A 26,448-nucleotide genomic window follows, 5' to 3' on the forward strand; every position below is an offset into this window, starting at 1 on the left:
CGGAGAATTCCCCGGAACATTTACTTTGTCTTTTTTGAGTAAGATGCTTCATCAATCCATCTGTCTCTGGTATTGACATCAATAAGGTACAGAATATCGTCCTGTTTTGTCAGCAATAAAGTTTTCGTGACAGGCATTGGAATTTTTTTATTTTCAAGCATATCTGCTCTTAAAGAAATAATATTTTTTTTCCTGATGATATCACCGGTGAAAACATTAGAACTGCTTTCCCCTGTGGCTTTATCATCGAAAACTTCTACATAAGTGGCATTATTCCCTTTGATAATAATAAAATCCCGCTCCGTATGATCGGCTTCATCCTTGATGAAAACAAACTTTTTGTTATCAATATTCACATTTTCAAGATGCTGATTGATACCTTTTCTTTGTTCAAGTCGGTTAAGGATTTCATTCAAAGTTCCATACTGAGCTTTAAGCCCTAAGGTTCCCAGAAGGAAAGTCCCGATTAAAAGTTTTCTCATATACTGTGTTTTATAAAAAAGTTTTGCCAGAATGCTGTATCCTGACAAAACTTATATTTTTTAATGTAAAATTAAAGATTACCTCTTCTTTCCTGTTCTCTTTCTAATGCTTCGAACAAAGCTTTGAAGTTTCCGGCACCAAAACTTTGTGCACCATGTCTTTCAATAATTTCGAAGAACAGAGTAGGACGGTCTTCTACAGGCTTCGTAAAGATCTGTAATAAGTACCCTTCTTCATCATGATCAATAAGTATACCTAACTCCTGAAGTTTTTTAAGATCTTCATCAATATGGCCTACTCTTTCAGGAACCATGTCGTAATAAGCTTCCGGTGGAGCAGAAAGGAACTCTACACCACGCTTCTTCAGTTCAGTTACAGTGTGGATAATATCCTTTGTTGCCACAGCAATGTGCTGTACTCCTTCACCTTCATAGAAATCAAGGTATTCTTCTACCTGAGATTTCTTTTTACCTTCCGCAGGTTCATTGATCGGGAATTTTGCGTAGCCGTTTCCGTTTGACATTACTTTAGACATCAATGCAGAATATTCTGTGTTAATCTGCTTGTCATCAAAAGAAAGGATGTTTACAAATCCCATTACTTTTTCATACCATTCCACAGTTGGGATCATTCTGTTCCAGTCAACATTTCCTACACAGTGGTCTACATATAATAAACCTGCTTCTTCAGGCTTATAATCGCTTTCCCACTTTTCATAACCAGGCATAAAAGCTCCGTTATAATTTTTTCTTTCAATAAACATGTGAACGGTTTCCCCATACGTGTAGATACCGGACATTCTTACCTCACCGTGCTCATCAGTTAACGTAACGGGCTCTAAATAAGGTTTTCCGCCTCTTTTAGTTGTTTCTTCGAAAGCTGCATAAGCGTCATCTACCCAAAGTGCCAAAATTTTTACTCCGTCACCATGTTTTTTTACGTGCTCACTGATAAGAGAATCAGATTTAAGTCCTGTTGTTAATACCAATCTGATTTTTCCTTGTTGAAGCACATAAGATGCACGGTCTCTTACTCCTGTTTCAGGACCCGCATAAGCTACAGACTGAAAACCGAAAGCGGTTTTGTAATAATGGGCAGCCTGTTTTGCATTTCCTACATAAAACTCAATATAATCTGTACCATTAATTGGTAAGAAATTTTCTGCTTGAGCTATTTTCTCGGCAAATGTAAGTGTTGACATATTTTCTCTTTTACTTTTATTTTATTGGTATGCAAATTACAAAATTCTTAGACATTGCGAAAATATTCCCTTGGATTCATTGAATATATTTAACATAACGTTAAAGAAGAGTTTACTTAAGTATATTTAAGTTTCATCAGTTTAAAATCGTCTGCCTACATTTGTTAGACAAAAGACAAGTGAAAAAAAAATATTTCGAAACATGAAAGCCACAGATACTCTCTGCGGCTTTCTTATTTAGGTGGTTTCAATTTTTCTGTTGAGCATTCCAGCATCGGGATTATAGTTATCCCATATCTTCCAGGTGTTATTTATTTTTTTGATAAAATAGATCTGAGTACTTAATTGATTGACAAAATGTTCCTCTCCGGTTTCTCCTACTTTGAAAAGAAGATTCCAGAACTCCTGAGATTCCAGGATTTTTTTCTCGGGATCATCAGTGACCACCTGAATGTCAAAAACTTCATAATTTGATCTGTTGTTTTTAGTAACCAGCTGGAAATCTTTGTCACACAGTTCTTTACTGAACAGTGAGACCCTTTCCAGGAATGGAGAATCATCAAAAACCAGGTCTTTAAAAAGCTTGGTATTATGATTGGGAAACTGTTTACAAAACTCAAAAGCCGTTGCACAGTATTCATAAACCATCTGGGTAAGATAAGACTGATCATCGGTTTCATCATCATCTTGGTTCTTGTATCTTATGCTGAGGATATAGTCATTTAGGTCTTTATATCCTAAGAAAATACAGATTTTATCAAGTGTTTTCAGAAACCTGAGATCACTGTGGGTTTTATCCTGATAATCGTTTTCAAAAAAGCGTTGCAGGGTAACATGGGAAATGGTATTTCCGATTTCAAATTTTTTTCCTCCCTTCAGTTCTTCAGCTTCAGAGAGTTCATCTTTGATGATTTCGGAAAGAATAATATAATGGCTTCTCTTCCATTCATTCACATTCCCCAAAACAGAATTCCTTACCTTGGAATGTTTTACAACTTCGTCTCGTATCGAATTATATATAGTTTTCAATTTCCTTGTTTTTGAATGAATTTTATCAAATATACTGCCAAAATATTAATATTTTCGTATGATTTCATGATGTTCAATTCAAAATTTGTTTTAAATTTTCACTTTAAAAAACAGTTTTGAAAACTTTATGGTTTGATTATCAATGTTTAAATCTTTCAAAAGCAGCTCTTTCCAACATTTCTCTATCATCAGGATGGGCAATGCTGATCAGCTCCTGTGCTCTCTGCCGAAGGTTTTTCCCATAGAGATAAGCTGTTCCATACTCTGTAACTACATAGTGAATATGGCCTCTGGTTGTTACTACACCGGCTCCCTGTTTAAGAAAAGGAACAATTCTGGAAATTCCCTTTTTGGTTCTTGCGGTAATGGCTATGATAGGTTTTCCGTCATCACTTAAAGCTGCACCGCGCATAAAGTCCATTTGCCCTCCGATTCCGCTGTACTGCATCGTTCCGATAGAGTCGGCACATACCTGTCCTGTAAGATCTATTTCAATGGCAGAGTTGATCGCTACCATTTTTTTGTTTCTCATGATATTGATTGGGAAATTGACCTCACTGACGTCACGGAATGCAAACACGGTATTGTCATCTACATAATCATAGAGTTTTCTGGTTCCGAAACAGAAACTTGTGATGGTTTTATTGTCGTTGTAGCCCTTGTATTTATTATTGATTACATCATCCTTAATCAGGTCGATGACACCGTCACTCAGCATTTCGGTATGAATTCCCAGGTCTTTATGGTTGGTAAGGCATTTCAAAACCGCATCAGGAATGGTTCCGATACCCATCTGGAGGGTGGATCTGTCTTCAATAAGCTCAGCCACATTTTTTCCTACGAGCATTTCTTCAGGTCCTACTTTGGAACCGTAGTCTATGGTAGGAAGTTCTTCTTCATGCCAAACCAGTTTATGAATTCTGCTGATGTGGATCATCCCATCTCCGTGGGTTCTTGGCATTCTGGAATTAACAATAGCAACAATGATTTTTGCAGTATCTACAGCAGCTCTTGCAATATCTACAGAAGTTCCCAACGTACAGAAACCATGTCTGTCCGGTGGAGAAACGGTGACAATAGCTACATCAAGTGGCAGGATGTTTTTTCTGAATAAAATAGGAATTTCACTTAAGAAAACAGGAACAAAGTCTCCGCGGTCAGAATTCACAGCATCACGCACAGGAGTGGAAACAAATAAGGAATTGATGAAAAAACTGTCTTTGTATTGCGGTTTTGCAATTTCCACATTTCCCTGCTGGGTAATGGAAACCATTTCCACATTTTGCAGCCGGCCGGACTGTCTTGCCAGCTCATCAATCAGATAATTTGGCGTACAGGCACTGCCGTGGAAAAATACACGGTTTCCGCTTTTTATCGTATACATTGCTTCTTCTGCGCTGATGTAATTATTCATATTTTGTCTTTTAAAAGGGTGTTAAGAATATTTTTATAATTCATAAAAATACTGCTCTTCTTTCAAAGATAATCTTTATAATTTTATATTCATACAAATATTTTGAGGATATTGAACAGACTTTTGTCATGTAAATTAACCGGATATGATAAACAGGAAAAAGGACCAAATGCATTGGCATTCAGTCCTTTTTGTTTTATTTGTTCTTTGATGATAATTTTAATTAGCGGCTTCTACAGCTGTTTTCTGTTTCATACTTCCGGTTTCTGCAAATCGTAAATGCCAGCTGAAGGCTTCCTGTAATAAATGAGGAGTATGACCACCTTTTTCACAAGCTCTATTGAAGTAAGATTGCAATTCTTCTTTGTAATCAGGATGAACACAATTGTCAATGATTTTCTGTGCTCTTTCTCTTGGTGCCAATCCTCTTAGATCGGCCAATCCTATATCTGTTACCAGAATGTCTACATCATGTTCCGTATGATCCGTGTGAGAAACCATGGGAAGAACATGGGAGATATTATTGCCTTTTGATGCGGCCTGGGTCACAAAAATACTTAAGTAAGCATTTCTTGCGAAGTCTCCGGAACCTCCGATTCCGTTCATGATTTTTGTTCCTCCGATATGAGTAGAGTTTACGTTTCCATAGATATCAAATTCAATAGCCGTATTGATGGCGATAACTCCTAATCTTCTGATTAATCCCGGAGTATTGGAAATATTCTGAGGTCTTAAAACGAATTTGTCTTTATATTTTGAAAGATTTCCTAAGACTCTTTCATAGCATTCCTGAGAAACCGTGATGGATGATGCTGAAGCGAAGCTCAGTTTACCAGAATCTATCAGATCAAATGTACTGTCCTGAAGCACTTCTGAAAACATGGTAAGGTCATAAAAATTACTGTCTTTGAATCCGGTTAGAACTGCATTAGCCACTTTACCGATACCTGCCTGAAGGGGAAGTAATCTGTCTGTAAGACGCCCTAACTGAACTTCATTTTCAAAAAATGCAAGAAGATGTTTGGCGATGGCTGTTGTCTTTTCGTCCGGTTCTGCAATATCTGCCGGGCTGTCTTTACGGTTGGTAAAAACTATGGCTTCAATTTTTTCAGGATCTACGGGAATACTTTTTCTTCCGATTTTGTTCCATGGCGCTACGATAGGAATAACATTTCTGTAAGGATAGTCTTCTGCCTGGTAAATATCATGGATTCCATAGACTTCTTCGGGAACTTCTGTATTGATTTCGATGATCACTTTTTTAGCTAAAGCAGCGAAGGTTACTGAATTACCCACAGAAGTGGTAGGGACAATGCTTCCGTCTCTTTCAATATAAGCTGCTTCAATAATGGCTACGTCTATGCTCTGAAGATTTTTGGTGTGGAGAAGTTCGGCACTTTCACTCAAATGTTGGTCGATAAAGAGAATTTCACCGTTATTGATTTTGTTTCTTAAAATAGGATCTACCTGGAAGGGCATTCTTTTCTTTAAAACATTAGCTTCTGCCAGTTTTCCGTCGGTACCGTGCCCCAGTGAAGCTCCGGTCATTAAAGTAACTTTAAGGTCTTCTGCTTTTCCTCTTTCTGCGAGTGCGGGCAAAATGGCCTTGCTGTCACCTGCTTTTGTAAAGCCGCTGGACCCGATGGTCATGCCGTCTTTAATGATTTTTACAGCATTTTCCGCTGTAGTAACTTTTTCGCGTAAACTTTCTAATCTGATTCTTTCTAACATGTAATATTGATTTTGTTTTAAACCACCATTACTTAGGATGCGTTATGAAAAATAATGATGGTTAAATATGTTAACCATACCTTACAAATTTACGAAAAAAGACGCTTTAAATAAAGGATTTAAAGCGTCTTTTATATGTATTCAGCAATACTTTTTTGATAATTTTACTGTTTTATTCCAGCCATGAAGTTTTATAGGAAGGATCTTCTACTTTTAAAGCTTCTTCTGTGATTTTTAATGGACGGAAAGGGTCTACCATTACAGCATATTCTTCCGTGAATTTTTTACCGATACTTCTTTCCATAGCGCCAGGGTGAGGTCCGTGTACAATTCCTCCCGGGTGAAGGGTAAAGTCCATCAAATCAATATGATTACGGCTCATGAAATCACCTTCCGTGTAGAACAATACCTCATCAGAATCAATATTGGAGTGGTTGTAAGGAGCAGGAATGGCCTGTGGATGATAATCATACATTCTTGCACAGAATGAACATACCACGAAATTGTGTCCTTCAAAATTCTGGTGAACCGGTGGCGGTTGGTGGATTCTTCCGGTAATCGGTTCGAAGTTTTTAATATTGAATTTATAAGGATAGAAATATCCGTCCCAGCCTACCACATCAAACGGGTGCGTTGCATAGATGAAATCTGTAATCTGGTTTTCTTTTTTTACTTTGATCAGGAATTCTCCTTTTTCATCTACAGGTTCTTTGTAAGCAGGGGCAATCATATCCCTCTCGCAGAATGGAGAGTGTTCCAGTAGCTGCCCGAATTCATTTCTGTATCTTTTCGGAGTATAAATGGGAGAGTGGCTTTCCAATACAAAAAATACCGTATCATCAGACTTCAGTTCCACCTGATAAATAGTTCCTCTCGGAATAATAAGATAATCTCCGGTTACGAATTCAAGGTCTCCTACAAATGTTTTCAAAATTCCGGTTCCGTTATGAACGTATAAAAGCTCATCACATTCTGCATTTTTGTAGAAATAATCCATTGATTTTCTTGGCTTGGCCAATCCCATTTTCAGGTCGTTGTTCATCAAAAGGATTTTTCGGCTGTCCATGAAATCATCTTCAGGAGTTACATTCATTCCCTTAAACATTCTTGGAGCAACATTTTTTTCCACAGCTATTTTTGGAGTGACATCTTTCGGCTCGCCGATAGATTTGATCTGCGTAGGGCGGTGGATATGATATAACAGAGAAGAAATACCATGGAAGCCTTCTGTACCGAAAAGCTGCTCATAGTAAAATTTATCTTCAGGAGACTTAAAGATCGTGTGTCTTTTTGGTGGGATATTTCCCGATTGATGATATCTCATTTTACTTTGATATGTAGTTTCTCAAATTTAATCATTTTTCATGAATTGGCTCAACCTATATTTTTTGCATTAAGTTTTGTATTTAAAAAATAATTGTTAGATTTGTCTAACAATTTTAATTTCATGAAGCGAATATTATTTTCTATTACCTTTTTATCAACCTATTGTTTTGCGCAGGAGACTGATAGTTTGAGTTTGCAGCAGACTAAGAATCAGGATTCTGCAAAAATTACGAAGAGGGAATTCAAGACCAGTACCATTGAGGATGTAGTGGTTACTGGAACCATAAAACCTATGAGCAGGTCGAAAAGTCCTGTAGCCGTTGAGATCTACAGTCAGAAATTTTTTCAGAAAAATCCTACTCCAAGTATTTTTGAAGCTATTGCTATGGTGAACGGAGTGAAACCTCAGCTGAACTGTTCCGTATGTAACACAGGTGATATCCATATCAACGGATTGGAAGGACCTTATACGATGATTCTGATTGACGGAATGCCGATTGTAAGTTCACTTTCCACTGTGTACGGATTGAGTGGAATCCCTAATAGTCTGGTGGATAGGATAGAAGTAGTAAAGGGCCCTGCATCTTCTATTTACGGTTCTGAAGCGATGGGAGGCGTGATTAATATTATCACTAAAAATGCTTTGACTGCACCTAAATTGAGTGTTGATATGATGACGAGCACATGGAGTGAAAATAATCTGGATCTTTCCACCAAATTTAATGTAGGAAAGAATGCCGCTTCATTATTAAGTTTAAATTATTTCAGCTTTCAGGAAAGAATAGATCAGAATAAAGATAATTTTACAGATGCCACTCTACAGAGCAGAATTTCAGTTTTTAACAAATGGAATTTTAAAAGAAAAGAAAACAGACAGGCAAGTTTTGCGATGAGATACCTGTATGAAGACCGCTTTGGAGGAGAAATGCAGTGGAATAAATCTTTCCGTGGTAGTGATGAAGTATATGGAGAAAGTATTTATACCAACAGGGCAGAGGTTTTCGGATTGTACGAATGGCCGATGAAGGAACATATCGTGACTCAGTTTTCTTACAATTATCATGACCAGAATTCCTTTTATGGATCCAATCCGTTCAATGCGACACAAAAGGTAGCTTTTGTACAGACGTATTGGGACAGAAGTTTCGGGAAACATGATATTACTGCCGGACTTACTTTCAAAAGAACTTTTTATGATGACAATACACCGGGAACATTAGCTTCAGACGGTATCACGAATGCGCCAATGAAATCTCCAATCTGGGGTGCTTTTATTCAGGACCAGTGGGAAATCAACGATAAAAATACGTTGTTGCTGGGATACCGGTATGATTATGATAAAGTACATCATTCTGTACACTCACCAAGGTTTGCATGGAAATTCAATCCTAATCCGTATCATACTTTACGTTTCAATTTTGGTACTGGCTTCAGAGTGGTTAATCTATTTACGGAAGATCACGCTGCATTAACAGGTTCGAGAGAAGTGGTGGTAAAATCTGACCTGAAACCGGAAAGATCTGTCAATGGAAACCTGAATTATATCTGGAAAATTCCGGTGGGTAACAGAATGGTAAATCTTGATGCTTCCGCATTTTATACTTATTTCAGTAATAAAATTGTGGGAGATTTTGATTCCGATCCCAATAAAATTATTTATGACAATCTTCACGGATACGGAATTTCAAGAGGAGCTTCTTTGAATGTGGATTTTAGCTTTCAGTTTCCTTTGAGTGTCAATCTGGGAGTTACTTATCTGGATGTATACCAGAAATTTGACAATGAAAATCAAAAAACACAACAGCTGCATGCTCCAAAGTGGAGTGGAACGTATAACCTGACCTATAAGTTTGCCAATAATCTGACCATCGATTTTACAGGACAGTTCTACGGACCAATGCGACTTCCTGTTTTAGTGAACGACTACCGCCCCGAATATTCACCGTTTTATTCTCTGGCCAATATTCAGGTGTCCAAGAGTTTCAAATCCGGATTTGAAGTGTATTGTGGAATGAAAAACTTATTTAATTTCAGACCCAAAGATCCTTTGATGAGACCGTTTGACCCATTTGACAAGCATGTTGATGATCCAATCAACAATCCCAATCATTATACTTTTGATACAGCATACGGTTATGCGCCAATGCAAGGGATCAGAGGTTTCCTGGGAGTAAAATATACTTTAAAATGAAAAAAATAGCTTTATTTTTAATGTTAGTGCCCTGTTTTTATCTGTCTCAGATGAAGACAGGCACTTTTTCTGATCTTGAGGTACAGCAGAAAGAAAATCCGAAGCCTGTTGTTATTCACCTTTATACGGACTGGTGTGCGGTCTGTAAAATTGAATCTTACCGTTTGAGTAAAGATAAAGAGCTGGTTAATTTGATTAATGACGATTTTTATTTCATCAATTTCGAGGCAGAGAAAACGAAGGATAAAATTCATTTCCAGAATCAGGATTTTGAATACCTGCAGAATGGAAACTTGGGAATTCATGAATTGGCGCTTGCTTTGTCAAAGAATAAAAATCAGCCTGTTTATCCTTTATGGGTATTTCTGGATAGACATCAGAATCTGGTGTATTATCAGGAAGGGCAGATGACGCCTGAAAAAATGAAGGAGAAACTGTTGGAAATTTCTGCTTTGTAAGTTGGGAGGTTTTGTTGTAAACGCAAAGGCGCAAGTTTTTTCTTTGGTGATATTTTTAAGTCGCAAGGATTTTATCTACGATAAAATTGTATAATTCTAATACTATATGCATTAATCCTTGCTGAAAATCTTTGATTTTCTTGCGTCATAAAACAAATTATTGTTTATTTTTTCTTTGCATTTTCCCAACTTTAAAAGTCTTTTTTATTTCCCACAGATTACACAGATAACGCAGATGTTTGAGTAAAAAAAACTGCAAAATTTGCTTTATCTGCGTGAGTTTTTTAATGTTTCTAAATTTCGTTGGAAGGCACAAAGCTTTTCTTTTTTAATCCGTCTTTTAAGTCGTAAAGATTTGAATACTGTTTATTTTTTGTTTCCTGCAGATCACACAGATTACGCAGATCTTTGTAAAATTTGCTAGATCTGCGTGAGTTTTTATCTGTGGTATTTGTGTGATCTGTGGGAAATTCTTTACTATTAAATTTTTGCATCAATCAAAACAGCCAGCTGAATGCAAGGTTCATCAGAGCGATTACTCCATGCGTGATTCGTTCCTCTTTGGATGACAATATCTCCTGGTTTCAGAAGCGTTTCTCCTTCTTCCATGATCAGATAGAGTTCACCGGAAAGGATAATGATATAGTCAAGTGTCGGAGTTTGATGCATCATCGGATGAGGTTCATTCTTTTTCCACTCAACTCCTAAATCTTTATCAGGCGGAACCACTACATATCGGAAATAAGTGCCATTTTTGGGAGTTTGCGGAAATCCGGTGTTAGGAATTCTGGTTTCAAATTCCAGGCTTGCTGGCATTGTCTGCGTATTCCATATATCTGAAATGATCAGTCCAGGAAAATGTTCCACAGCATTTTCTACCTGTTGGTCTTCTACAATGATCGATTTCCCGTTTTTAATTCCTGTTACGATCCGTCTTGGTATTTTGTTCATAAGTTAGTGCTTCATGATAAGTTTATGACCTTGTGTCTGATTGTTTTTTAATAGAGAATGCGCCTGCAGAACAGTGTCCAGAGAAAGATTTCCTATGAGTTTATGCTGTGGAGGAAGAATCGTTTCGTTTTCAATGAGCTTTTTTATTTCAAGTAAGCTGTTCTTGTAATACTCATATTTTTTGATCATTCCGTAAGTATAATTGGAGATATTCATAATCAAAGTTCCTTTGTTGAATAATGCTTCATGAGCATCCTTAGTGACTAAAGCTGTTACGTCTACATAAGTACCATTAATTTTTAAAACTTTAGCAGTCACTTCTGACATATAATTTCCTACGAGATCGATTCCATATTCAAAAGGTTGATCATTATTGGCTTTTAAAATATTTTCAATAAGGTTTTCATCTCTGTAATTAATGATCTGATGACTTTTTAATCCTAAACTGAGAAGCATCTGTCGGTTTTCTTCACTGCCAACGGTTGCTGTGATCTGCCGGATATTATGGGCCAGTAAAAGTTTGATCAAAAATGAACCAACGCCTCCGGCTGCACCTGTTACAAGAACTGTATTTTCCGGATTTAACTTCAGACGGTTAAAGATTTGCAGAGAGGTAAGTCCTGTGGAAGGAATGGAAGCCGCCTGTTCAAATGAGATATTTTTTGGTTTAAAAGATACAATAGCTTCAGGTACGGCAATATATTCTGCGTAAGTGCCGTTGCTTCCCATAGAGCCGCTGCCGCAATAGACCTCATCACCAATATTGAACTGTGTAACTTCGGAGCCTTTGCCAACAATGATTCCTGATAGTTCTCTCCCTAATATTGGTGAACTGACTAGTTTACGTTCAAGTTCATTTTCCAACATTTGATAATCTATAGGATTGAAACCGCTGGCTTTAATCTGGATTAAAACCTCATTATCTTTAGGTTTTGGCTGTTCGGTAAAGCCATCTTCCAGCTTTCCGTTTTTATTTAAAATAACTGCTTTCATTATTGTTAATTTGATACACAAATGTAAAGAGGGAATAGTTTATATTTGCTACTAGTTAACTAATGGTAACTAGTTACCTTCATGAAACTATTATGGCAAAAATTACTGAAAACGGCATCGAAAGAGAGGCCAGCTGTACGGAAGAACTGTTTGCAATGCGGGACAGTCTGGACGTTTTAGGAGGAAAATGGAAACTGATGATTTTACGATATCTGACGAACAGACCGGACCAAATGATCCATTTTAAAAAGCTGGAACGCAGTATTGAAGGCATATCTGCCAAAATGCTGAGCAAAGAATTAAAAGAACTGGAAACAAATCTTCTGATCACAAGAACCATTCAGGATACGAAACCTATCACTGTAACGTATGCTGTGACTGAATATGGAAAATCTGTATTTCCTGTAACCGAAACATTGGTAAATTGGGGAATACTTCATCGGGAAAAGATCAAAGAATCAATGGGATAGTTATGAGATATTGGGAACGCAAAGACGCAAGAATTTTCCTTTAAATATGCCTTAAGGCGCAAGGATTTTATCTTTGATAAAATTTAATTCTGTTGAATTTTAACTGAAACAAACTTGCTGAAAATCTTTGATTTTCTTGCGCCTTAACGCAGTATATTATTAAATTTCTTTGCGCCTTGCGATTACTAATAATATGGCTTCATAGAGAAAAAATCAACTAATCTATGTCGATAAAAAAATCCTCAGATCCGTGCAGAGTTGAGGATTTTAAATAATACCAAATTGTTTATTAATTTTTATCTAACCACGAATGTACAAGTTCAGAATGATCTTTCACCCATTCTTTGGCCGTAGCTTCTTTATTTTTACTCTGTTCCATTTTCATTAAAAGATCGGACATGTTTCCATCATCAAAATGAAGTTTAGAAAAGAATTTTGCCAATTCCGGATGATCTTTAGCAAAGCTTTTTCTGGAATAGGTTTTAATCTGTTCTGCTTCTCCATATATTTTTTTTGGATCATCAAGAAACTTAAGCTTCATTTTTCCAAACATCCAGTGAGGCTGCCATCCGGTTACCACAATCCATTCTTTTCGTTGTATGGCATTCTGTAATTCGGTGATCATGGCAATGGTAGAGGAGTTGATCTGTTGATAATCCAGTTGATAATCAATAATTGCTTTGTCTGTTCCGGTGGTTAATCCCGCTCCTTTTTCAATTCCAATAATTCTGTGATTGAATTGATCTTTATGTTGATTAAGTTCTTCAATAGAGTTCACAGGAACATACTCCGGTACGACTAATCCTATACGGCCGTTGTCATAATTGGTTCCAAGATGAGCCAGTCCCGGAAATTTAGCAAGCTTTTTAGCATGGGTGTAAGGAAGCCAGACTCCCATGAAAAGGTCTGTATCTTCATTATTCATCGAAGCCAGAATCATATCCGTTGAGGCTTTTTGAATAATAACGTGATATCCTTGCTCATCCAGAATAGCTTTTGTAACGTGCGTCATTGCCACATCTTCCGCCCAGCCGTCTACCATTCCGATGGTAATATATTTAGAGTTTTTTATGTTTTCGCACGAACTTAATGCTGTACATAGTAACATTAAAACGGGAAAAAACAGATATTTTAATTGTTTCATCTTATTGCTTTTTCTTTACAAATCCCTGGGTAATCCTGTCGAGGATAATGGCTAAAATCACAACGGATAATCCGCTTTCAAATCCTAATCCGATATCCAGATTATTAATTCCTTCCAGTACTTTTTCACCTAAACCACCTGCAGCAATCATTCCTGCGATCACCACCATGGATAAGGATAACAGTATGGTTTGATTGATTCCTGTTAAGATCGTTTTCATTGCTAAAGGAAGCTCTACTTTAAACAAAATCTGTCGGTTGGTTGCTCCAAAAGCTCTGGCTGCTTCCACAATGTCTTTCGGAACGGCTTCAATTCCCAACGCTGTTAATCGTACCGCGGGCGGCATGGCAAAAATGATGGTTGCAAAAGCACCGGGCACTTTACCAATACTGAAAAACAGTACAGCAGGAATCAGGTAGACAAATGCGGGCATTGTCTGCATCAAATCCAGTAAAGGACGAATGATTTTGTCGGCTATTTTGCTTTTAGCTGCTAAAATTCCCAGAGGAATAGAAAGGATAAGGGCAGTAATGGTGGACACAAAAATAAGTGCCAGCGTTTCCATCGTTTCTTTCCATAATCCCATTAAAAATATTAAGCTTAATCCGGCTGCGGTTACCACAGCAATACCTTTTCCGGCTTTCCATAATGCCAAAAGGGTAAAAAAGAGAATGATTACATAAAAAGGAGTGTTTGTTAATACCCATTCAATCCCCATGATAGAGGAGTTTCCTACATGTTTTATAACATCAAATACAGGTTTTCCATTTTCTGTGAGCCAATTGATTGCAGTTTCTACATATTGACCTATATCTATAGTTTTATTCATCTTATTGGTTGTTTGCGATTTCTTTTAATTCAATAATTTCTTCTTCATTAAACTTGGTCGCTTCTATGACCAGAGATAACTGGGTAACAAGACCTAAAAATTTGTTGTCTTCATCAATAACAGCAATGGAAGATTTATTTTCGGAGATCAATGGCAGCATTTCCTCTACCGTCACTTCAGGATACACTGAAGGAACATTACTGTTAATAATGGATTCTACTGTAGGTTCTTTCTTTCTGGCTATGCGAACAACATCATTAAGGGTTACAAAGCCTAGAAATTTATTTTGAAAATCTACCACAGGCAGGTTTTCTAATCCGGTAGCTCTCATTTTTCTTAAAGCTCCTTCCGGACCATCTTTTCTGAAACGTACTACCGTAGCTTTGTCGAACATCAGAGATCTGGCAGTAATAATTGTTTTACGATCTACTTTCTCCACGAATGCTTTCACATAGTCGCTGGCAGGATTGGTTAAAATATCTTCTGCTGTTCCTATCTGTTCTATGACACCATCTTTCATAATGACGATACGGTCTCCGATTTTAATGGCCTCGTCCAGATCGTGCGTAATAAAGACAATGGTTTTTTGTAAAGTATTCTGCAGTTCAAGCATCTGATCCTGCATTTCAGATTTTATTAAAGGGTCCAGTGCGGAGAAAGCTTCATCCATAAGCAATACTTCAGGATCGTTGGCCAAAGCTCTTGCTAATCCGACTCTCTGCTGCATTCCTCCTGAAAGTTGGGAAGGATACTGATTTTCGAAACCGTTTAAACCAACAATATCTAATGCTTTCTGTGCTTTTGCATCGCGGGAAGCTTTACTTTCACCTCTGATTTCCAGTCCAAAACCTGCATTATCTAAAATGGTATGATGGGGAAGTAATCCGAACTTCTGGAATACCATACTCATTTCTGTTCTTCTCACTTCCAGCAGCTCTTTATTATTTTTACTGGTAATATCATCATCATTGATGTATACTTTTCCTGAGGTAGGCTCATTCAGTCTGTTTAGACAGCGCAGTAATGTGGATTTTCCACTTCCGGAGAGTCCCATGATCACAAAGAATTCCCCTTCGTAGATTTCAAAACTGGCTTTATTGATTCCTATGGTACAGCCTGTTTTTTCAAGAATTTCCTTTTTGGAAAAACCTTTGTCTAAAAGTTCCTGTGCTTTTTCTTTGTTTTTACCAAAGATGATGGTCAGGTCTTCAACCTTAAGTTTTACTTTTCGAGTGTTTTCATTTTTTTCCATATTCAGAATTTTTCAATTAATACATGATATAAGAAATTGTACACCAATTCTTTATATACTTTTAGTTTTTGTTGTTCTGCTGATGACAATAAGATAAAATAATTTGCTAAGCTTTTAATAATAAAAGCTTTAACAAAAAAATAATGCATAAGAACCATGAGGTCTTATGTTTATTTAAATATTTCAATAGATTATACTCTAGAAAAAGAGTGTATTATGTAAAAAGAAATTAATCTCTTACATAGATTCTACAATTAAATTACTGATGAGGTAATTACAGATATGTGTACTGAACAACTTGAATGGCTACATTTCATCAAAATGCTTGCCAGCATCAAAAACTGTATAACAATTTTTTATTGACGGTGCAAATTTACGAATTTTATATTAAATGGATTTTTATAGTTGTAACTGATTGATTTTCAATAGTATTTTAAAATTGAGAATTCATGTCAATTTTTCCCTTATTACTAAAATTAAGAGAAGATGAACATGACCCGTATAGTCCGGTAAATTATTTCAGCAAAACAGCAATGATTGCCAGTATGGCAGGAAGTGCCTGTACAAAGAATATTTTTTTAGTGGCTGAAATGGCACCGTAGATTCCCGCTACAGCTACACATCCTAAAAAGAATAAAGCTACATTGGTCTGCCATTGCGGATCTTTAATCAAAAATGACCAAATGAGTCCGGCAGCCAGAAAACCATTGTAAAGACCTTGATTGGCAGCGAGCCCTTTGGTAGGTTTAAACATTTCTGCAGGTAGAGCAGCTTTGAAAACTTCTTTTCCTTTTGTTTCCCATGCAAACATTTCCATCCAAAGGATATAAAGGTGTTCCAGTGCCACAACAGCGATCAGAATTTTAGCAACGATTTCCATGATTCAATATTTTCTCATTGTAAAACTAAAAAAATAAAGTTAAGTTTGAGTATTAATTCGTACAATGGATCCATTCAAAGCACATTTACATAAGTTTATTACCATAACTGATGAAGAATATACGTCTATTGTATCTTTTTTCGAGGTATTGGATGTAAAAAAGAAACAAAATCTGGTGCTGGAAGGAGAGGTCTGCCGGACCATGTATTTTGTAGTGAAAGGATGTCTCAGAAAGTTCTTTATCAATGAAAAAGGTGTAGAGCAAACTACAGAATTTGCCATTGAAAACTGGTGGATTACCGATACATTTGCTTATGAAAGACAGATATCAACAGATTTTTCCATACAGGCAGTAGAACATTCTTCTATTCTGGTAATTGATCTTGAGCGCCAGGAAGAATTGTTGAAAAAACATCCCGTAATGGAACGGTATTTCCGTATGGTCTACCAAAGAGCTTATGCCGCTTCAGAGCGTAGAATCCGTTATTTGTATGAAATGTCCAGAGAAGAACTTTATATGCATTTCAGTACATTGTATCCATGGTTTATCCAAAGAATTCCTCAATATCTTATTGCTTCCTTTTTGAATCTTACGCCTGAATATCTGAGTGAAATCAGGGCGAAGTTACGATCTTAAACCAGTTTAAGATTTTTACGGATCATAAACCGGAAATTTGTCATGTTATTAAAAGCCAATACAATGACAGATATCAAAAATCAATTTCCGCAGCTATTTTTAAGGCTTGCTCTTGCTGTAACCATGCTCTCTGCAGTAGCAGACCGATTTGGATTTTGGAGCAAAGAAAATTCATCATGGGGAAACATGGAGCGTTTTAAAGAATATACAAGACAGCTAACCTATTTCCTTCCGGAATCTTTGAGTACATTCTCAGCGTATGCCGCAACCTTTTTAGAAATTCTTTTTCCATTGATGCTGATCTTTGGATTTAAAACAAAGTTTGCAGCCTATGGAAGCAGTATTCTGCTGTTGATTTTTGCCATATCCATGACCATTGCCTCAGGACCTAAAGCTCCCCTCAACTATTCTGTATGGGTAGGAAGTGCTGCAGCTCTTTTACTGGCGGTACAGCAACATTATTCTTTAAGTATAGATCAATTAACCAAAAAATAATACATATTATGAGCGCAAGATTAAATATTGCAACAGTAGATTCAGCAGCTTACAAAGCGATGATGGGATTAGAAGGATATTTACAGACCACTTCTTTAACCCACATTCAGAAGGAATTAATTAAAATCAGAGCTTCACAGATTAATAAATGTGCTTTCTGCCTTGATATGCACACCAAAGATGCCATCAAATATGGTGAAACACCTCAGAGAATCTTCATTCTGAACGGATGGACGGAAGCAAAAGAATTCTTTACAGAAGAAGAGCAGGTACTTTTGGCAATGACAGAGGAAATTACGCTGATCAGCCAAAACGGATTAACTGAAGAGACTTTCCAGAAGGCAAAAAAATTCTTCGATGATAACCAGATCGCTTACATCATTATGGCTATTGTAACCATCAATGCATGGAACAGAATTGCAATAAGTACTCATCTTCCGATTGCAAAATAGCTAAGTCCGGGAGCGGAGAGATGAAGATGAAGTCAATGAAGACTGCATAATTTACGGATGTTTACTTTTTATAAAAACGGCCTTTCAAAAACTGAAAGGCCATTTTAATGTAAAATTCAAAGTGACAATGTAACATAGTCGATATTAATTCTAAAAATAAATTCTTTGGTTCATTTTATTTTTTTAACTGGAATTACATTGTCTCTCCGAAATAAAAGTTGTTTGAATTTTACCCAACCACAAAAGTCACAAAAGGTTTCATTTTAATACACTCACTTAAGTAAGTTCAAAATGAGACCGCAGGAAAGTTCACACAAGATGAAAATCAAAGATTTTCACAAAACTTAGGTGTACTTATTACGCATAAGACCCGGTTCTGAAAAAAGTTAAGTGTTTAAAACTTTTGTGCCTTTTGTGGTTAAAATAATGAATATAAAAGTTTAAACAACCTCATACTGTAAGCATTTAAATTAATAAATCGCCACAGGATTCACATTCACCTGCGTAGAACCTACGTATAATGGCTGTCCCAGTACGAATAGAAATTCCCATACTTTTTGTTTCACCAAAGGGCGGCTGTCAATCAGTTCCAGGTTATAAATTCCTTTTTTCGCCAGCATAAACTGATTGATGGGGAATTCTTCTTTACTTTTCGGGTTAGGATAGACTTCAGAAGCCCATGTATCACCGCCAAATGCTACAATTCCCTGATCGGCAAGCCATTTTGCAGCATCCATTCCGATGCCCGGTTCTGTTTCTAAAAATTGCTTGTTGTCTTTACCTGCCAATTCCAGCCATCCGGTATTGAAAAGAATGATATCTCCTTTTCTTAGGGTAAGTCCCTGCTTCTTTAAAACAGATTTGATATCTTCTACCGTAAACTCTGTTCCGCCGGGTACTATTGACTTTCCATAATGAGCAGTCATATCAAGGACTACACCTCGGGTTACAAAAGGAGGTACTTTTTCTACACCCAGTTTTTTAACGCCTTCTACGGTTACAAAATCAGTCGCTTTATTTCCGTTGTAGTAAGTATTATCAATACCAATGTGCCCGATACCGTTGAGCTGTGTACCCACTCCGGTCCATCCGTTTACCAGTTCGTCATTGAAGGTAAATTTGTTCGGACCAATACTTTTTCCGCCCTGTTCTCCGGGCTGAATATTATATAAATTAAAACTTCTGTGTCTGAAAGCCGGAAGGTTTTTATCAATCGGAACTGCAAGAGCTAAGGTTTTACCTTGTTTCACAAGTCCTAATGCCTGTTTTACAACTTCAGGAGTCAATAAATTAGCGGCCCCGATTTCATCCTTTGCTCCGTAAGCAGAAGGATACCATGATTGGTCTTCGGGATTGACAAGGGTTTGAGCATTTAATGAAACGCTGTTTATAGTCAATAATGTGGCTAACCCGAACATTTTGATCAGATTATTTTTCATTTTTTATAAGGTTTGAGATTAAAAGAAAGGAAGCTGGAAGAGGGGAGAGGGAAGTTGTTGTTGTCCGAGAATCAATGGATTGGGATGTTGTCATTCCGACGAAGGAGGAATCTCTTTGTTACATGTAGCGTAGTGCAATAGAAGCTTCCTAATTATCAATATACTAATAGAACTTCCATCTTCCAGCCTCCTTCTTCCAGCTTTATCTTATATTTCGCTTAAAGCCGAATTGATGAAGTTCAATTCTTCCTGAGAAAGGTCAATAGACATAGCTTTTGCATTTTCGATGGCTTGCTGGGCATTTCTTGCTCCTGCCAATACTACTGTAATTGCTGGCTGCAGCGTAGTCCATCTTAGTACCAGTTGAGAAAGGCTGGCTCCTTTTTCCTGCGCAATAGGTTCAATTTTTTCTAAGAAAGTTTTCACTTTATTCAAATCAAACTGGGAGAAATATCCATTTCTGTGGTCGTTATCTTTTAATTGGGTTTCTTTGAAATATTTACCGGTTAAAAGACCTCTTTCCATAGGGCTGTATACGATAATTCCTGAATTATTTTCTAAAGAATAAGGAACAAGGTCGCTTTCAATGGCACGGTTCAACATACTGTAAGAAACCTGATTGCTGGCAAGTTTTAAAGTTCTGTTCGCCTCTTCCATTTGAGCCACGCTATAGTTACTTACCCCTGCAGCACGGATTTTTCCCTGTTGGATTAATAGTTCCATAGCTTCCATAGTCTCACAAATAGGAGTAGTACTGTCTGGCCAGTGAAGTTGCAAAAGGTCGATATAATCTGTCCCTAATCTTTGTAAGCTTTCTTCAACTTCTTTGATGATGTTTTCTTTGGAAGCCAATTTATAAACAGGAAGAGTCTTTCCTTCGTCTTCTGCATCAAAGAAAAATTCTCCTTTTCCGTTATTGCTTCCGTCCCATACCAATCCGAATTTTGTCAAAAGCTGGATTTTTGAACGGTCTTTTCCTTTGATAGCTTCACCAATCATTTCTTCACTCAGTCCAAAACCATAAAAAGGCGCCGTGTCGATAGAAGTTACTCCGTGATCTAATGATGCATGAATAGAGTTGATAGAATCCTGCTTTTCATTACCTCCCCACATATTTCCTCCGATAGCAAAGGCTCCGTGTGTGATTGTTGATAATTCTAAATCTGTATTTCCTAATTTTCTGTATTCCATTTTATTTAAAATTGTTATGTGTAAAACCACCCCGTCAAAAATTCTTTGAATTTTCGCCACCCCTCCAGTGGAGGGGAATTCCCGTCATTTCAATGGTGAGACTTTTAAGAGCTTTTCTGATTTTAAAGAACTTAAAATCTTTTGTGACTCTTGTGGTTAAAAATGATTTGTTATTTATTTAATTCTTTTAAGATAGCTTCTCCAACGCTCTTTGCAGATTGTGGATTTTGTCCTGTGATCACTCTCTGGTCTGTTACCACATGATTTTGCCAAAGGCCTGATTTTTCAAATTGTGCACCTCTTTCTTTCAGTTTGTTTTCTAATTAGGAAAGGAACAACATCTGTTAATTTTACCTCAGCTTCCTCTTCATTGGTAAAAGCATTGATTTTCTTTCCATCTACAAGATATTTCCCGTTATTCAGCTTGATATTTACCAATCCTGCCGGTCCGTGGCACACTCCTGCTACAATACCTCCGTTTTCGTAGATTTCTGAAGCAATATCAGACAGTTCTTTATTGTCTGCAAAATCCCACATTGCTCCGTGTCCTCCTGCATAAAAGATGGTTGAATACTCTTTTGGATTCACCTGTGATGGCGTCATAGAATGATCAATCTTGTTCTTATACTCTTTGTTTTCCCAGAATTCTTTGTTTACCGGATCTTTCAAATCGAAACCATCTACCGGAGGAGTTCCGCCTTTCGGGCTTACAAAGTCAATTTCATAACCTGCTTTGTGAAGAACTTCCCATGGGTGAGAAACTTCTCCCAAATAATATCCTGTATCTTCACCAGTACTTCCTTTTTTATCGTGGCTGGTTACAACGAATAAGATTTTCTTTTTCATATTTTTTGATTTTTTAGTTTGAGCCTGTACGAATCCTATGGTAAAGACCGCAAGTAGTAAAAACGCTAATTTTTTCATGATTAAATAATATTGGTGGTATAAATCTGTGGTTTTTCCTGAAGCTTTTCATCCACCAAAGCTCCGAAAGCCTGGATGTAAGGTTGCTGGTTGTGCTGATCCAGACCTTCTTTACTTTTCCAGATTTCGTAGAAAACAAATTCGTTTTTGTCTTCAATTCCCTGATGAAGGCTGTAAAGCTCACATGCTTCTTCTTTTCTTGTTTCTTTTACCATATTCTGAAGAACTTCCGATACTTCTGCCTGATGTTCTTCTTTGGCTTTTATAATGGCTGTAAGATGAATTTTCATATTAAATAAAATTTTCAATTGAGTTATAAATTGGTTTCCATTCCAGTTCTGTTCTGGCTTTGTCTGCGCTGCATATACTGTTGGATGCAAAACCGAAATAGCCTCCCGCAGGACCGAAATTATCAACGGCATCCTGTATACTTAAAGACTGTGCCGGTTCCAGATTATATTTTTTACTGATGATTTCTGCAATGTTTCTTAAAGATGAAGCACCGTTTTCTGCATAATAGATAGACCCTTCTTTTGCTTTTTCCAGGGCCAGTACATACAGATCTGCCAAATCTTCAATATGTAAATTGGACCAGATGTTTTCACCTTCTCCAAAATAAACACCGTGCCCTTTTTTCTGAGAAAAATTAACCAATGCCGGAATCTGGATACTGTCTTTTTTTATTCCCAGACCTTCCCCGTAAACCATGGTAGGAACAATAACGATACTTCTTATATCTTTTTGAACAGACTGAAGAACATAGTTGTTGATAAGAACCCTTGATGCCATTTCCAGTCTTGGAGTGAGAGGGAAATCTTCAGTATACACAAAATCACTTCTTTTACCATTTTCTTTACCTCCGAAAATGGCAGATCCTGAAGTAAATATGAATGTTTTACGGCTTCCTTCCATTGCTTTGATAAAATTATCCACAGCATAAGCATCATCTGCAGAATCAGCATTGTGTATGACTGCATCAACGCCATCAACAGCTGTTTTTATTACATCTTCATTGTGAATATTCCCTACAATGGTTTTTATTCCCAATGATTCTAATTCCTGTACGTGAGCTTCGTTACGAACTAATCCGGTTACTTCATAATTTCTGTCAAGCAGTTTTTTTGCGATAGTTCCGCCTATATAGCCGGTAATACCTGTGATCAGTATTTTTTTCATGATACTAATTCTGGTTTTAATTCTTTTTCAAATACGTTCCTTACATGTTCTCTGTAAAGCTTCATGTCACGCTCTATATTGGCATTTTTCTCCACATCATGGAAGTGGAAACTTTCCATTTTCTCCAGTGAGACAAAGGCATTCATTCTATGGAAACCAAATAATGGTCCATCATCTACACTTTTTTCACTGAAGAATTCTCCAGGAAGCGTGAAAGCCGTTGCAGGAGCATTCCAGCTTGTGGTCAGCATATATTTTCTTCCGCCAAGCATTCCTCCTGTACCATAGTTGATTTCAGGATTTTCAGCTTTTCTTCCGTCACTCATATAAATTCCCTTTGCATGACCTGCTGTGAAAACTTCATCAATATATTTTTTCAATCCGTTCGGAAGCTGGAACCACCAGATTGGGGTATGGTAAATAATGTAATCTGCCCAGACAAATTTTTGCACTTCTTCATGTTTATCATAATTTTCACTTACATTGGTGATCTTTACTTCTACATTGTCAAATTCTTTAAGAGCTGCTAATGTATTTTCTGCAATAGTCTGATTATATTTTCCTCCGGAATGTCCGAAATTCTGTCCTCCGTTGATGATTAATACTTTTTTCATTTTTTTATGATTGTTTAAATTTTACTCTGCAAAGTTAGGATGGATGTTTGTATAATAAAAATAATATAAATTATAGGGAAGTATTATTTAAATTATAGTTTGTCAAATTCGAAGTTTTAGGTTTAAAGTTTAAAGTTGGTCAGTTCTTTTCGCTTATGAGTTTTTAAGGTTACGGGTTGCGGGATTCGGGATTCGGGATTATGAACAATTGATGTTATGTGGAAGTTTTGTAACCAGCACTTAATCATTCACTATTGACTTTGCGTAGCAAAAATTGACTATTGACGGGACTAATAGTGAATTGTGAATAGTTAGTCTAGTTTGTTTGTGAATTTTGTATATATGCTGATTCACTATTCATTTGCGCAGCAAAAATTCACCATTGACCATTTCCCTTTTCATGGTAAAATGTCATATCATATCTGACCTGAAATTCCCTTCTGTCGTGTAAATTTGTTTAACAAATTGAAGGACAATGATACAGATAGCCGTTTTTAGTGATGTGCATGGAAATCTTCCTGCCCTGGAAGTAGTGTTGAAGGATATTGAGAAAAGAGGAATCAGGCAGAGATTTTGTTTAGGAGATCTTGTGGACTTCGCACCCTGGGGAAACGAGGTGATTGAGAAGATCAGAAGTCTGAACATTCCTTGTTTAATGGGAAATCACGATGAAAGAATTGCTTTTAATATTCCTGTTGTTCCTTTGGCTAAGCACTCAGGAGAAGAGACGAATGCCAGATTCATAGCGATTGATCATTCTAAAAAACATATTACAGAAGAGAACAAAAAGTTTTTATCAGAGCTGCCTTTTCATTTAAAATTAAACTATAAAGTAGGGGAGAAGCACTGGAATATTCAATTGGTTCATTCCAGTTTATCAAGCAATGACACCTATTTGTATGAATCAGAAAAGGATGAGATTTTTACTGATACGCTGATAGACTCTAAATCTGATGTTATTGTGATGGGACATACCCATTTGTCTTTTAAAAAGCAGTTTGAAAATAAGACATGGGCAATTAATTGTGGCTCCGTGGGCCGCTCTAAAGAAGAAAACAGACTGGCTTCTTATGTCATATTCACTTTAGATGAAGAAAAAATTACTCCGGAAATTATTCAAATACCCTATCCGATTGATGAAACGGCCCGTCAGATAAAGGAAAGCGGGATTCCGGATTATTACGCATCATTTCTTAAAAATGAAAATGTATTAATATTATAATTATTTTGTAATTTTGCATCAGAATATTAATAATTAAATCATGGTCAATTTAGAATGGTATCGTACTTTTAAGGCGATATATAAAACCGGGACATTGACGGGTGCTGCTGATGCTTTATTCATATCACAGCCGGGCGTGAGTCTGCATTTAAGTTCTCTGGAAGCTTATGTAGGATACAAACTATTCGACAGGACCGGTAGAAAAATGATCCCTACAGAACGTGGGAAAGTATTATTTAATGCCGTTGCTGAGCCTATTACCAAACTGGAAGATGTAGAAAAAAACTTCCAGAAATCTACAGAGAAGCATACGCCTACCATCAGTGTCGGAATGTGTTTTGAAACTTTTCAGACGACGTTGGAGCAATATGTTTCTTCACTGCCTTTTAATCTGATTATCAGTTTTGGAGAATATCCGGAAATGCTTGATCAGCTGGATAAAGGAATTCTTGATCTTATCATCACTCCGAAAAAAGGGTCTTCACCCAATATAGAACATGAAGCTTTCTCTTCTGAACAGATCATTCTGGTGGGTGGAAAAGATGTAGATGCCGCTGCTTTCAATAAAGTGTTGAAAACAAAAGATGCAGAGCAGATTGAGGAATGGCTGAAGAATGAAAAATGGTACGGAACCACCGGAGATATGGAACACCTTTTCCAGTTCTGGACCTTGAACTTTGGTCATAAACCTAATTTCCGTCCGAATTATATTGTTCCTAATCTGAATTCAATCATCCGTTGTCTGAAAGGTGGAACAGGACTAGCGGTTGTTCCCGATTTTCTATGCAAAAATGATATTGAAAGCGGTGAGGTGAAACTGATCTGGGAAGGGAAGAAGAAACTGGAAAACACGCTGTATTTCGGATGTCGTAAGAAAACCAATTATCAGACTGAAATAGAGCATATCAAAGGCTTATTCCGTCAGGTGATGGGTTAATATAACCATATCGCGCATTTGTAAACCGTTTTCATATATCGGATCCGGATAATTTTCAATAAAAAAATCTTTCAGTATTCCGCTTTTGATGAAACCGTTTTTCTCATAAAATCTGATCTGTTGGAATCCGGTATCCGACGTTCCAACGGTCAGTGTTTTATAATGATATTCTTTGGCAATTTCCTTAGCTTTATTCATCAGAATACTTCCGATTCCTTTGCTTCTATAGCTTTCAATGACTGCGATATTTTTAATTTCCAGTTCTGTATTGTTGTTTTTATATAATGCCATTACCGCAATATTTTCAGTGCAGTCATATAAAAGATAAATGTCAGATTTGAAAATATATTGATTGATAGCTTCTTTGGTTTCATCCGCCAACAGCAATAAATGATAAGGAATTTCCGTATCCGGATTTAATAAACTGAACGTAAAATTTTCCATTTACAGACTCATATGAATAAGTGGGTAATCCTTTCCTGAACCATCTTTTTCTGATCTTCCGATTTTTCTGAACCCCATTTTTTCATAAAATCCAATCGCTTGTGGATTCTGTTCATTCACATCCACTTTGGTCAATCCGGTCTTTTCTTTCATAAACTGATAAAGGGTTTTTCCATATCCTTTCCCACGCACATCATCGTGAATGAAGAGCATTTCCAGGTTGCCTTCTGCTACAGATGCAAAACCTTTAGCGTCATCGTTTTCTGTGATTAAATAAACTTCCAGATTAGGAAGATAATCTCTTGGAATGGCTTCTTTAAAATAATTGAAATCCTCTTCAGCCAGGAAATCGTGGGTCGCTGTTACTGCTGACTCCCAGATTTCCATAATTCTCGGATAATCTTCTGCTGTAGCCAATCTGATATTTTGTGACATGATTTAAAATTTAAGCAAAAATAGAGAAAATAGCGATGAAATGCCAGCAGGAGTGAAGATTTGAGGATGGAAGATGGGAGTTAGAAGTGTAGAGGGGTGGTTTTATCGGCTATTCATTTCCTTCCCTGAA

Annotated in this window: 28 protein-coding genes; 8 read left to right on the top strand and 20 right to left on the bottom strand. The window is 36.9% G+C overall.

Annotated elements, in window-relative coordinates:
- Window positions 1-20: 20 nt before the first annotated feature.
- The 6 genes from FB551_RS20460 to FB551_RS20485 form a co-directional block, all read right to left on the bottom strand.
- On the bottom strand, window positions 21-482 hold the full coding sequence (locus tag FB551_RS20460) for a hypothetical protein (RefSeq protein ID WP_047429538.1): 462 nt from the start codon (window positions 480-482) through the stop codon (window positions 21-23).
- 71 nt (window positions 483-553) lie between these two features.
- A complete protein-coding gene (gene hppD / locus FB551_RS20465; protein ID WP_047429345.1) occupies window positions 554-1,684 on the bottom strand; it encodes a 4-hydroxyphenylpyruvate dioxygenase in 1,131 nt (376 codons plus the stop codon).
- A 237-nt stretch (window positions 1,685-1,921) separates the two neighbouring features.
- Entirely contained in the window at window positions 1,922-2,713 is a 792-nt protein-coding gene (locus FB551_RS20470; protein WP_047429347.1) for a hypothetical protein, read from the bottom strand.
- Between the two features lie 139 nt (window positions 2,714-2,852).
- Window positions 2,853-4,127: an acetyl-CoA hydrolase/transferase family protein gene (locus FB551_RS20475; protein WP_142018748.1), complete on the bottom strand. Its 1,275-nt coding sequence runs from the start codon at window positions 4,125-4,127 to the stop codon at window positions 2,853-2,855.
- Between the two features lie 219 nt (window positions 4,128-4,346).
- Entirely contained in the window at window positions 4,347-5,858 is a 1,512-nt protein-coding gene (locus FB551_RS20480) for a succinate CoA transferase (RefSeq protein ID WP_047429353.1), read from the bottom strand.
- Window positions 5,859-6,030: 172 nt separating this feature from the next.
- The gene (locus FB551_RS20485; protein ID WP_047429356.1) at window positions 6,031-7,182 is read right to left on the bottom strand and encodes a homogentisate 1,2-dioxygenase; all 1,152 of its coding nucleotides are present in this window, start codon (window positions 7,180-7,182) and stop codon (window positions 6,031-6,033) included.
- 123 nt (window positions 7,183-7,305) lie between these two features.
- On the opposite strand from FB551_RS20485, the gene FB551_RS20490 reads away from it, so the two are divergent.
- On the top strand, window positions 7,306-9,375 hold the full coding sequence (locus tag FB551_RS20490) for a TonB-dependent receptor plug domain-containing protein (RefSeq protein ID WP_142018749.1): 2,070 nt from the start codon (window positions 7,306-7,308) through the stop codon (window positions 9,373-9,375).
- Window positions 9,372-9,833 carry a thioredoxin fold domain-containing protein gene (locus FB551_RS20495; protein WP_142018750.1) on the top strand — a complete coding sequence of 154 codons (462 nt, stop codon included), beginning with the start codon at window positions 9,372-9,374 and terminating at the stop codon, window positions 9,831-9,833. Before FB551_RS20490 ends, FB551_RS20495 begins: the two co-directional genes overlap by 4 nt.
- 480 nt (window positions 9,834-10,313) lie before the next feature.
- On the opposite strand, the gene FB551_RS20500 is transcribed toward FB551_RS20495, so the two are convergent.
- Both FB551_RS20500 and FB551_RS20505 read right to left on the bottom strand, forming a co-directional pair.
- The gene (locus FB551_RS20500; RefSeq protein WP_142018751.1) at window positions 10,314-10,784 is read right to left on the bottom strand and encodes a cupin domain-containing protein; all 471 of its coding nucleotides are present in this window, start codon (window positions 10,782-10,784) and stop codon (window positions 10,314-10,316) included.
- 3 nt (window positions 10,785-10,787) lie between these two features.
- Window positions 10,788-11,777 (bottom strand): NADP-dependent oxidoreductase, encoded by a 990-nt coding sequence (locus tag FB551_RS20505; protein ID WP_142018752.1) that lies wholly within the window; start codon window positions 11,775-11,777, stop codon window positions 10,788-10,790.
- Between the two features lie 92 nt (window positions 11,778-11,869).
- Here FB551_RS20505 and FB551_RS20510 point away from each other — a divergent pair, with 92 nt between their 5' ends.
- Entirely contained in the window at window positions 11,870-12,247 is a 378-nt protein-coding gene (locus FB551_RS20510) for a winged helix-turn-helix transcriptional regulator (RefSeq protein ID WP_047424526.1), read from the top strand.
- A 289-nt stretch (window positions 12,248-12,536) separates the two neighbouring features.
- Here the strand turns inward: FB551_RS20510 and FB551_RS20515 are convergent, their stop codons facing one another.
- The 4 genes from FB551_RS20515 to FB551_RS20530 all read right to left on the bottom strand — a co-directional run bounded on the left by FB551_RS20515 (window position 12,537) and on the right by FB551_RS20530 (window position 16,352).
- A complete protein-coding gene (locus FB551_RS20515; protein WP_142018753.1) occupies window positions 12,537-13,391 on the bottom strand; it encodes a glycine betaine ABC transporter substrate-binding protein in 855 nt (284 codons plus the stop codon).
- Window position 13,392: 1 nt separating this feature from the next.
- On the bottom strand, window positions 13,393-14,220 hold the full coding sequence (locus FB551_RS20520; RefSeq protein ID WP_047424380.1) for an ABC transporter permease: 828 nt from the start codon (window positions 14,218-14,220) through the stop codon (window positions 13,393-13,395).
- Between the two features lies 1 nt (window position 14,221).
- Window positions 14,222-15,472: a quaternary amine ABC transporter ATP-binding protein gene (locus FB551_RS20525; protein ID WP_142018754.1), complete on the bottom strand. Its 1,251-nt coding sequence runs from the start codon at window positions 15,470-15,472 to the stop codon at window positions 14,222-14,224.
- Between the two features lie 514 nt (window positions 15,473-15,986).
- Window positions 15,987-16,352: a DUF1304 domain-containing protein gene (locus tag FB551_RS20530; RefSeq protein ID WP_047429381.1), complete on the bottom strand. Its 366-nt coding sequence runs from the start codon at window positions 16,350-16,352 to the stop codon at window positions 15,987-15,989.
- Between the two features lie 64 nt (window positions 16,353-16,416).
- Here FB551_RS20530 and FB551_RS20535 point away from each other — a divergent pair, with 64 nt between their 5' ends.
- From FB551_RS20535 to FB551_RS20545, 3 genes are all read left to right on the top strand, one after another.
- Window positions 16,417-16,989 carry a Crp/Fnr family transcriptional regulator gene (locus tag FB551_RS20535; protein WP_047429384.1) on the top strand — a complete coding sequence of 191 codons (573 nt, stop codon included), beginning with the start codon at window positions 16,417-16,419 and terminating at the stop codon, window positions 16,987-16,989.
- 63 nt (window positions 16,990-17,052) lie between these two features.
- A complete protein-coding gene (locus FB551_RS20540) occupies window positions 17,053-17,484 on the top strand; it encodes a DoxX family protein (RefSeq protein WP_052186928.1) in 432 nt (143 codons plus the stop codon).
- Window positions 17,485-17,492: 8 nt separating this feature from the next.
- Window positions 17,493-17,936 (top strand): carboxymuconolactone decarboxylase family protein, encoded by a 444-nt coding sequence (locus tag FB551_RS20545; RefSeq protein ID WP_142018755.1) that lies wholly within the window; start codon window positions 17,493-17,495, stop codon window positions 17,934-17,936.
- Window positions 17,937-18,406: 470 nt separating this feature from the next.
- On the opposite strand, the gene FB551_RS20550 is transcribed toward FB551_RS20545, so the two are convergent.
- The 6 genes from FB551_RS20550 to FB551_RS20575 form a co-directional block, all read right to left on the bottom strand.
- Window positions 18,407-19,375: a cyclase family protein gene (locus tag FB551_RS20550; RefSeq protein WP_142018756.1), complete on the bottom strand. Its 969-nt coding sequence runs from the start codon at window positions 19,373-19,375 to the stop codon at window positions 18,407-18,409.
- Between the two features lie 207 nt (window positions 19,376-19,582).
- Window positions 19,583-20,566 carry an aldo/keto reductase gene (locus FB551_RS20555; protein ID WP_142018757.1) on the bottom strand — a complete coding sequence of 328 codons (984 nt, stop codon included), beginning with the start codon at window positions 20,564-20,566 and terminating at the stop codon, window positions 19,583-19,585.
- A gap of 285 nt (window positions 20,567-20,851) precedes the next feature.
- On the bottom strand, window positions 20,852-21,490 hold the full coding sequence (locus FB551_RS20560; RefSeq protein WP_226798749.1) for a type 1 glutamine amidotransferase domain-containing protein: 639 nt from the start codon (window positions 21,488-21,490) through the stop codon (window positions 20,852-20,854).
- Window positions 21,491-21,492: 2 nt separating this feature from the next.
- Window positions 21,493-21,780, bottom strand: coding sequence for a putative quinol monooxygenase (locus FB551_RS20565; RefSeq protein ID WP_142018758.1), 288 nt, complete (start codon window positions 21,778-21,780; stop codon window positions 21,493-21,495).
- 1 nt (window position 21,781) lies between these two features.
- Entirely contained in the window at window positions 21,782-22,666 is an 885-nt protein-coding gene (locus FB551_RS20570) for an NAD-dependent epimerase/dehydratase family protein (protein WP_142018759.1), read from the bottom strand.
- Window positions 22,663-23,280 carry an NAD(P)H-dependent oxidoreductase gene (locus FB551_RS20575; RefSeq protein ID WP_142018760.1) on the bottom strand — a complete coding sequence of 206 codons (618 nt, stop codon included), beginning with the start codon at window positions 23,278-23,280 and terminating at the stop codon, window positions 22,663-22,665. Before FB551_RS20575 ends, FB551_RS20570 begins: the two co-directional genes overlap by 4 nt.
- A gap of 475 nt (window positions 23,281-23,755) precedes the next feature.
- Here FB551_RS20575 and FB551_RS20580 point away from each other — a divergent pair, with 475 nt between their 5' ends.
- Together FB551_RS20580 and FB551_RS20585 are read left to right on the top strand one after the other, a co-directional pair.
- Window positions 23,756-24,502, top strand: coding sequence for a metallophosphoesterase family protein (locus tag FB551_RS20580; RefSeq protein WP_142018761.1), 747 nt, complete (start codon window positions 23,756-23,758; stop codon window positions 24,500-24,502).
- Between the two features lie 40 nt (window positions 24,503-24,542).
- Window positions 24,543-25,439 carry a LysR family transcriptional regulator gene (locus tag FB551_RS20585; protein WP_142018762.1) on the top strand — a complete coding sequence of 299 codons (897 nt, stop codon included), beginning with the start codon at window positions 24,543-24,545 and terminating at the stop codon, window positions 25,437-25,439.
- On the opposite strand, the gene FB551_RS20590 is transcribed toward FB551_RS20585, so the two are convergent.
- Both FB551_RS20590 and FB551_RS20595 read right to left on the bottom strand, forming a co-directional pair.
- Entirely contained in the window at window positions 25,416-25,883 is a 468-nt protein-coding gene (locus tag FB551_RS20590; protein ID WP_142018763.1) for a GNAT family N-acetyltransferase, read from the bottom strand. The two genes, FB551_RS20585 and FB551_RS20590, sit on opposite strands and share 24 nt — an antisense overlap.
- Entirely contained in the window at window positions 25,884-26,318 is a 435-nt protein-coding gene (locus FB551_RS20595; protein ID WP_142018764.1) for a GNAT family N-acetyltransferase, read from the bottom strand.
- Window positions 26,319-26,448 lie beyond the last annotated feature (130 nt).

This window comes from Chryseobacterium aquifrigidense (assembly GCF_006716485.1).
GTDB lineage: Bacteria > Bacteroidota > Bacteroidia > Flavobacteriales > Weeksellaceae > Chryseobacterium > Chryseobacterium vietnamense.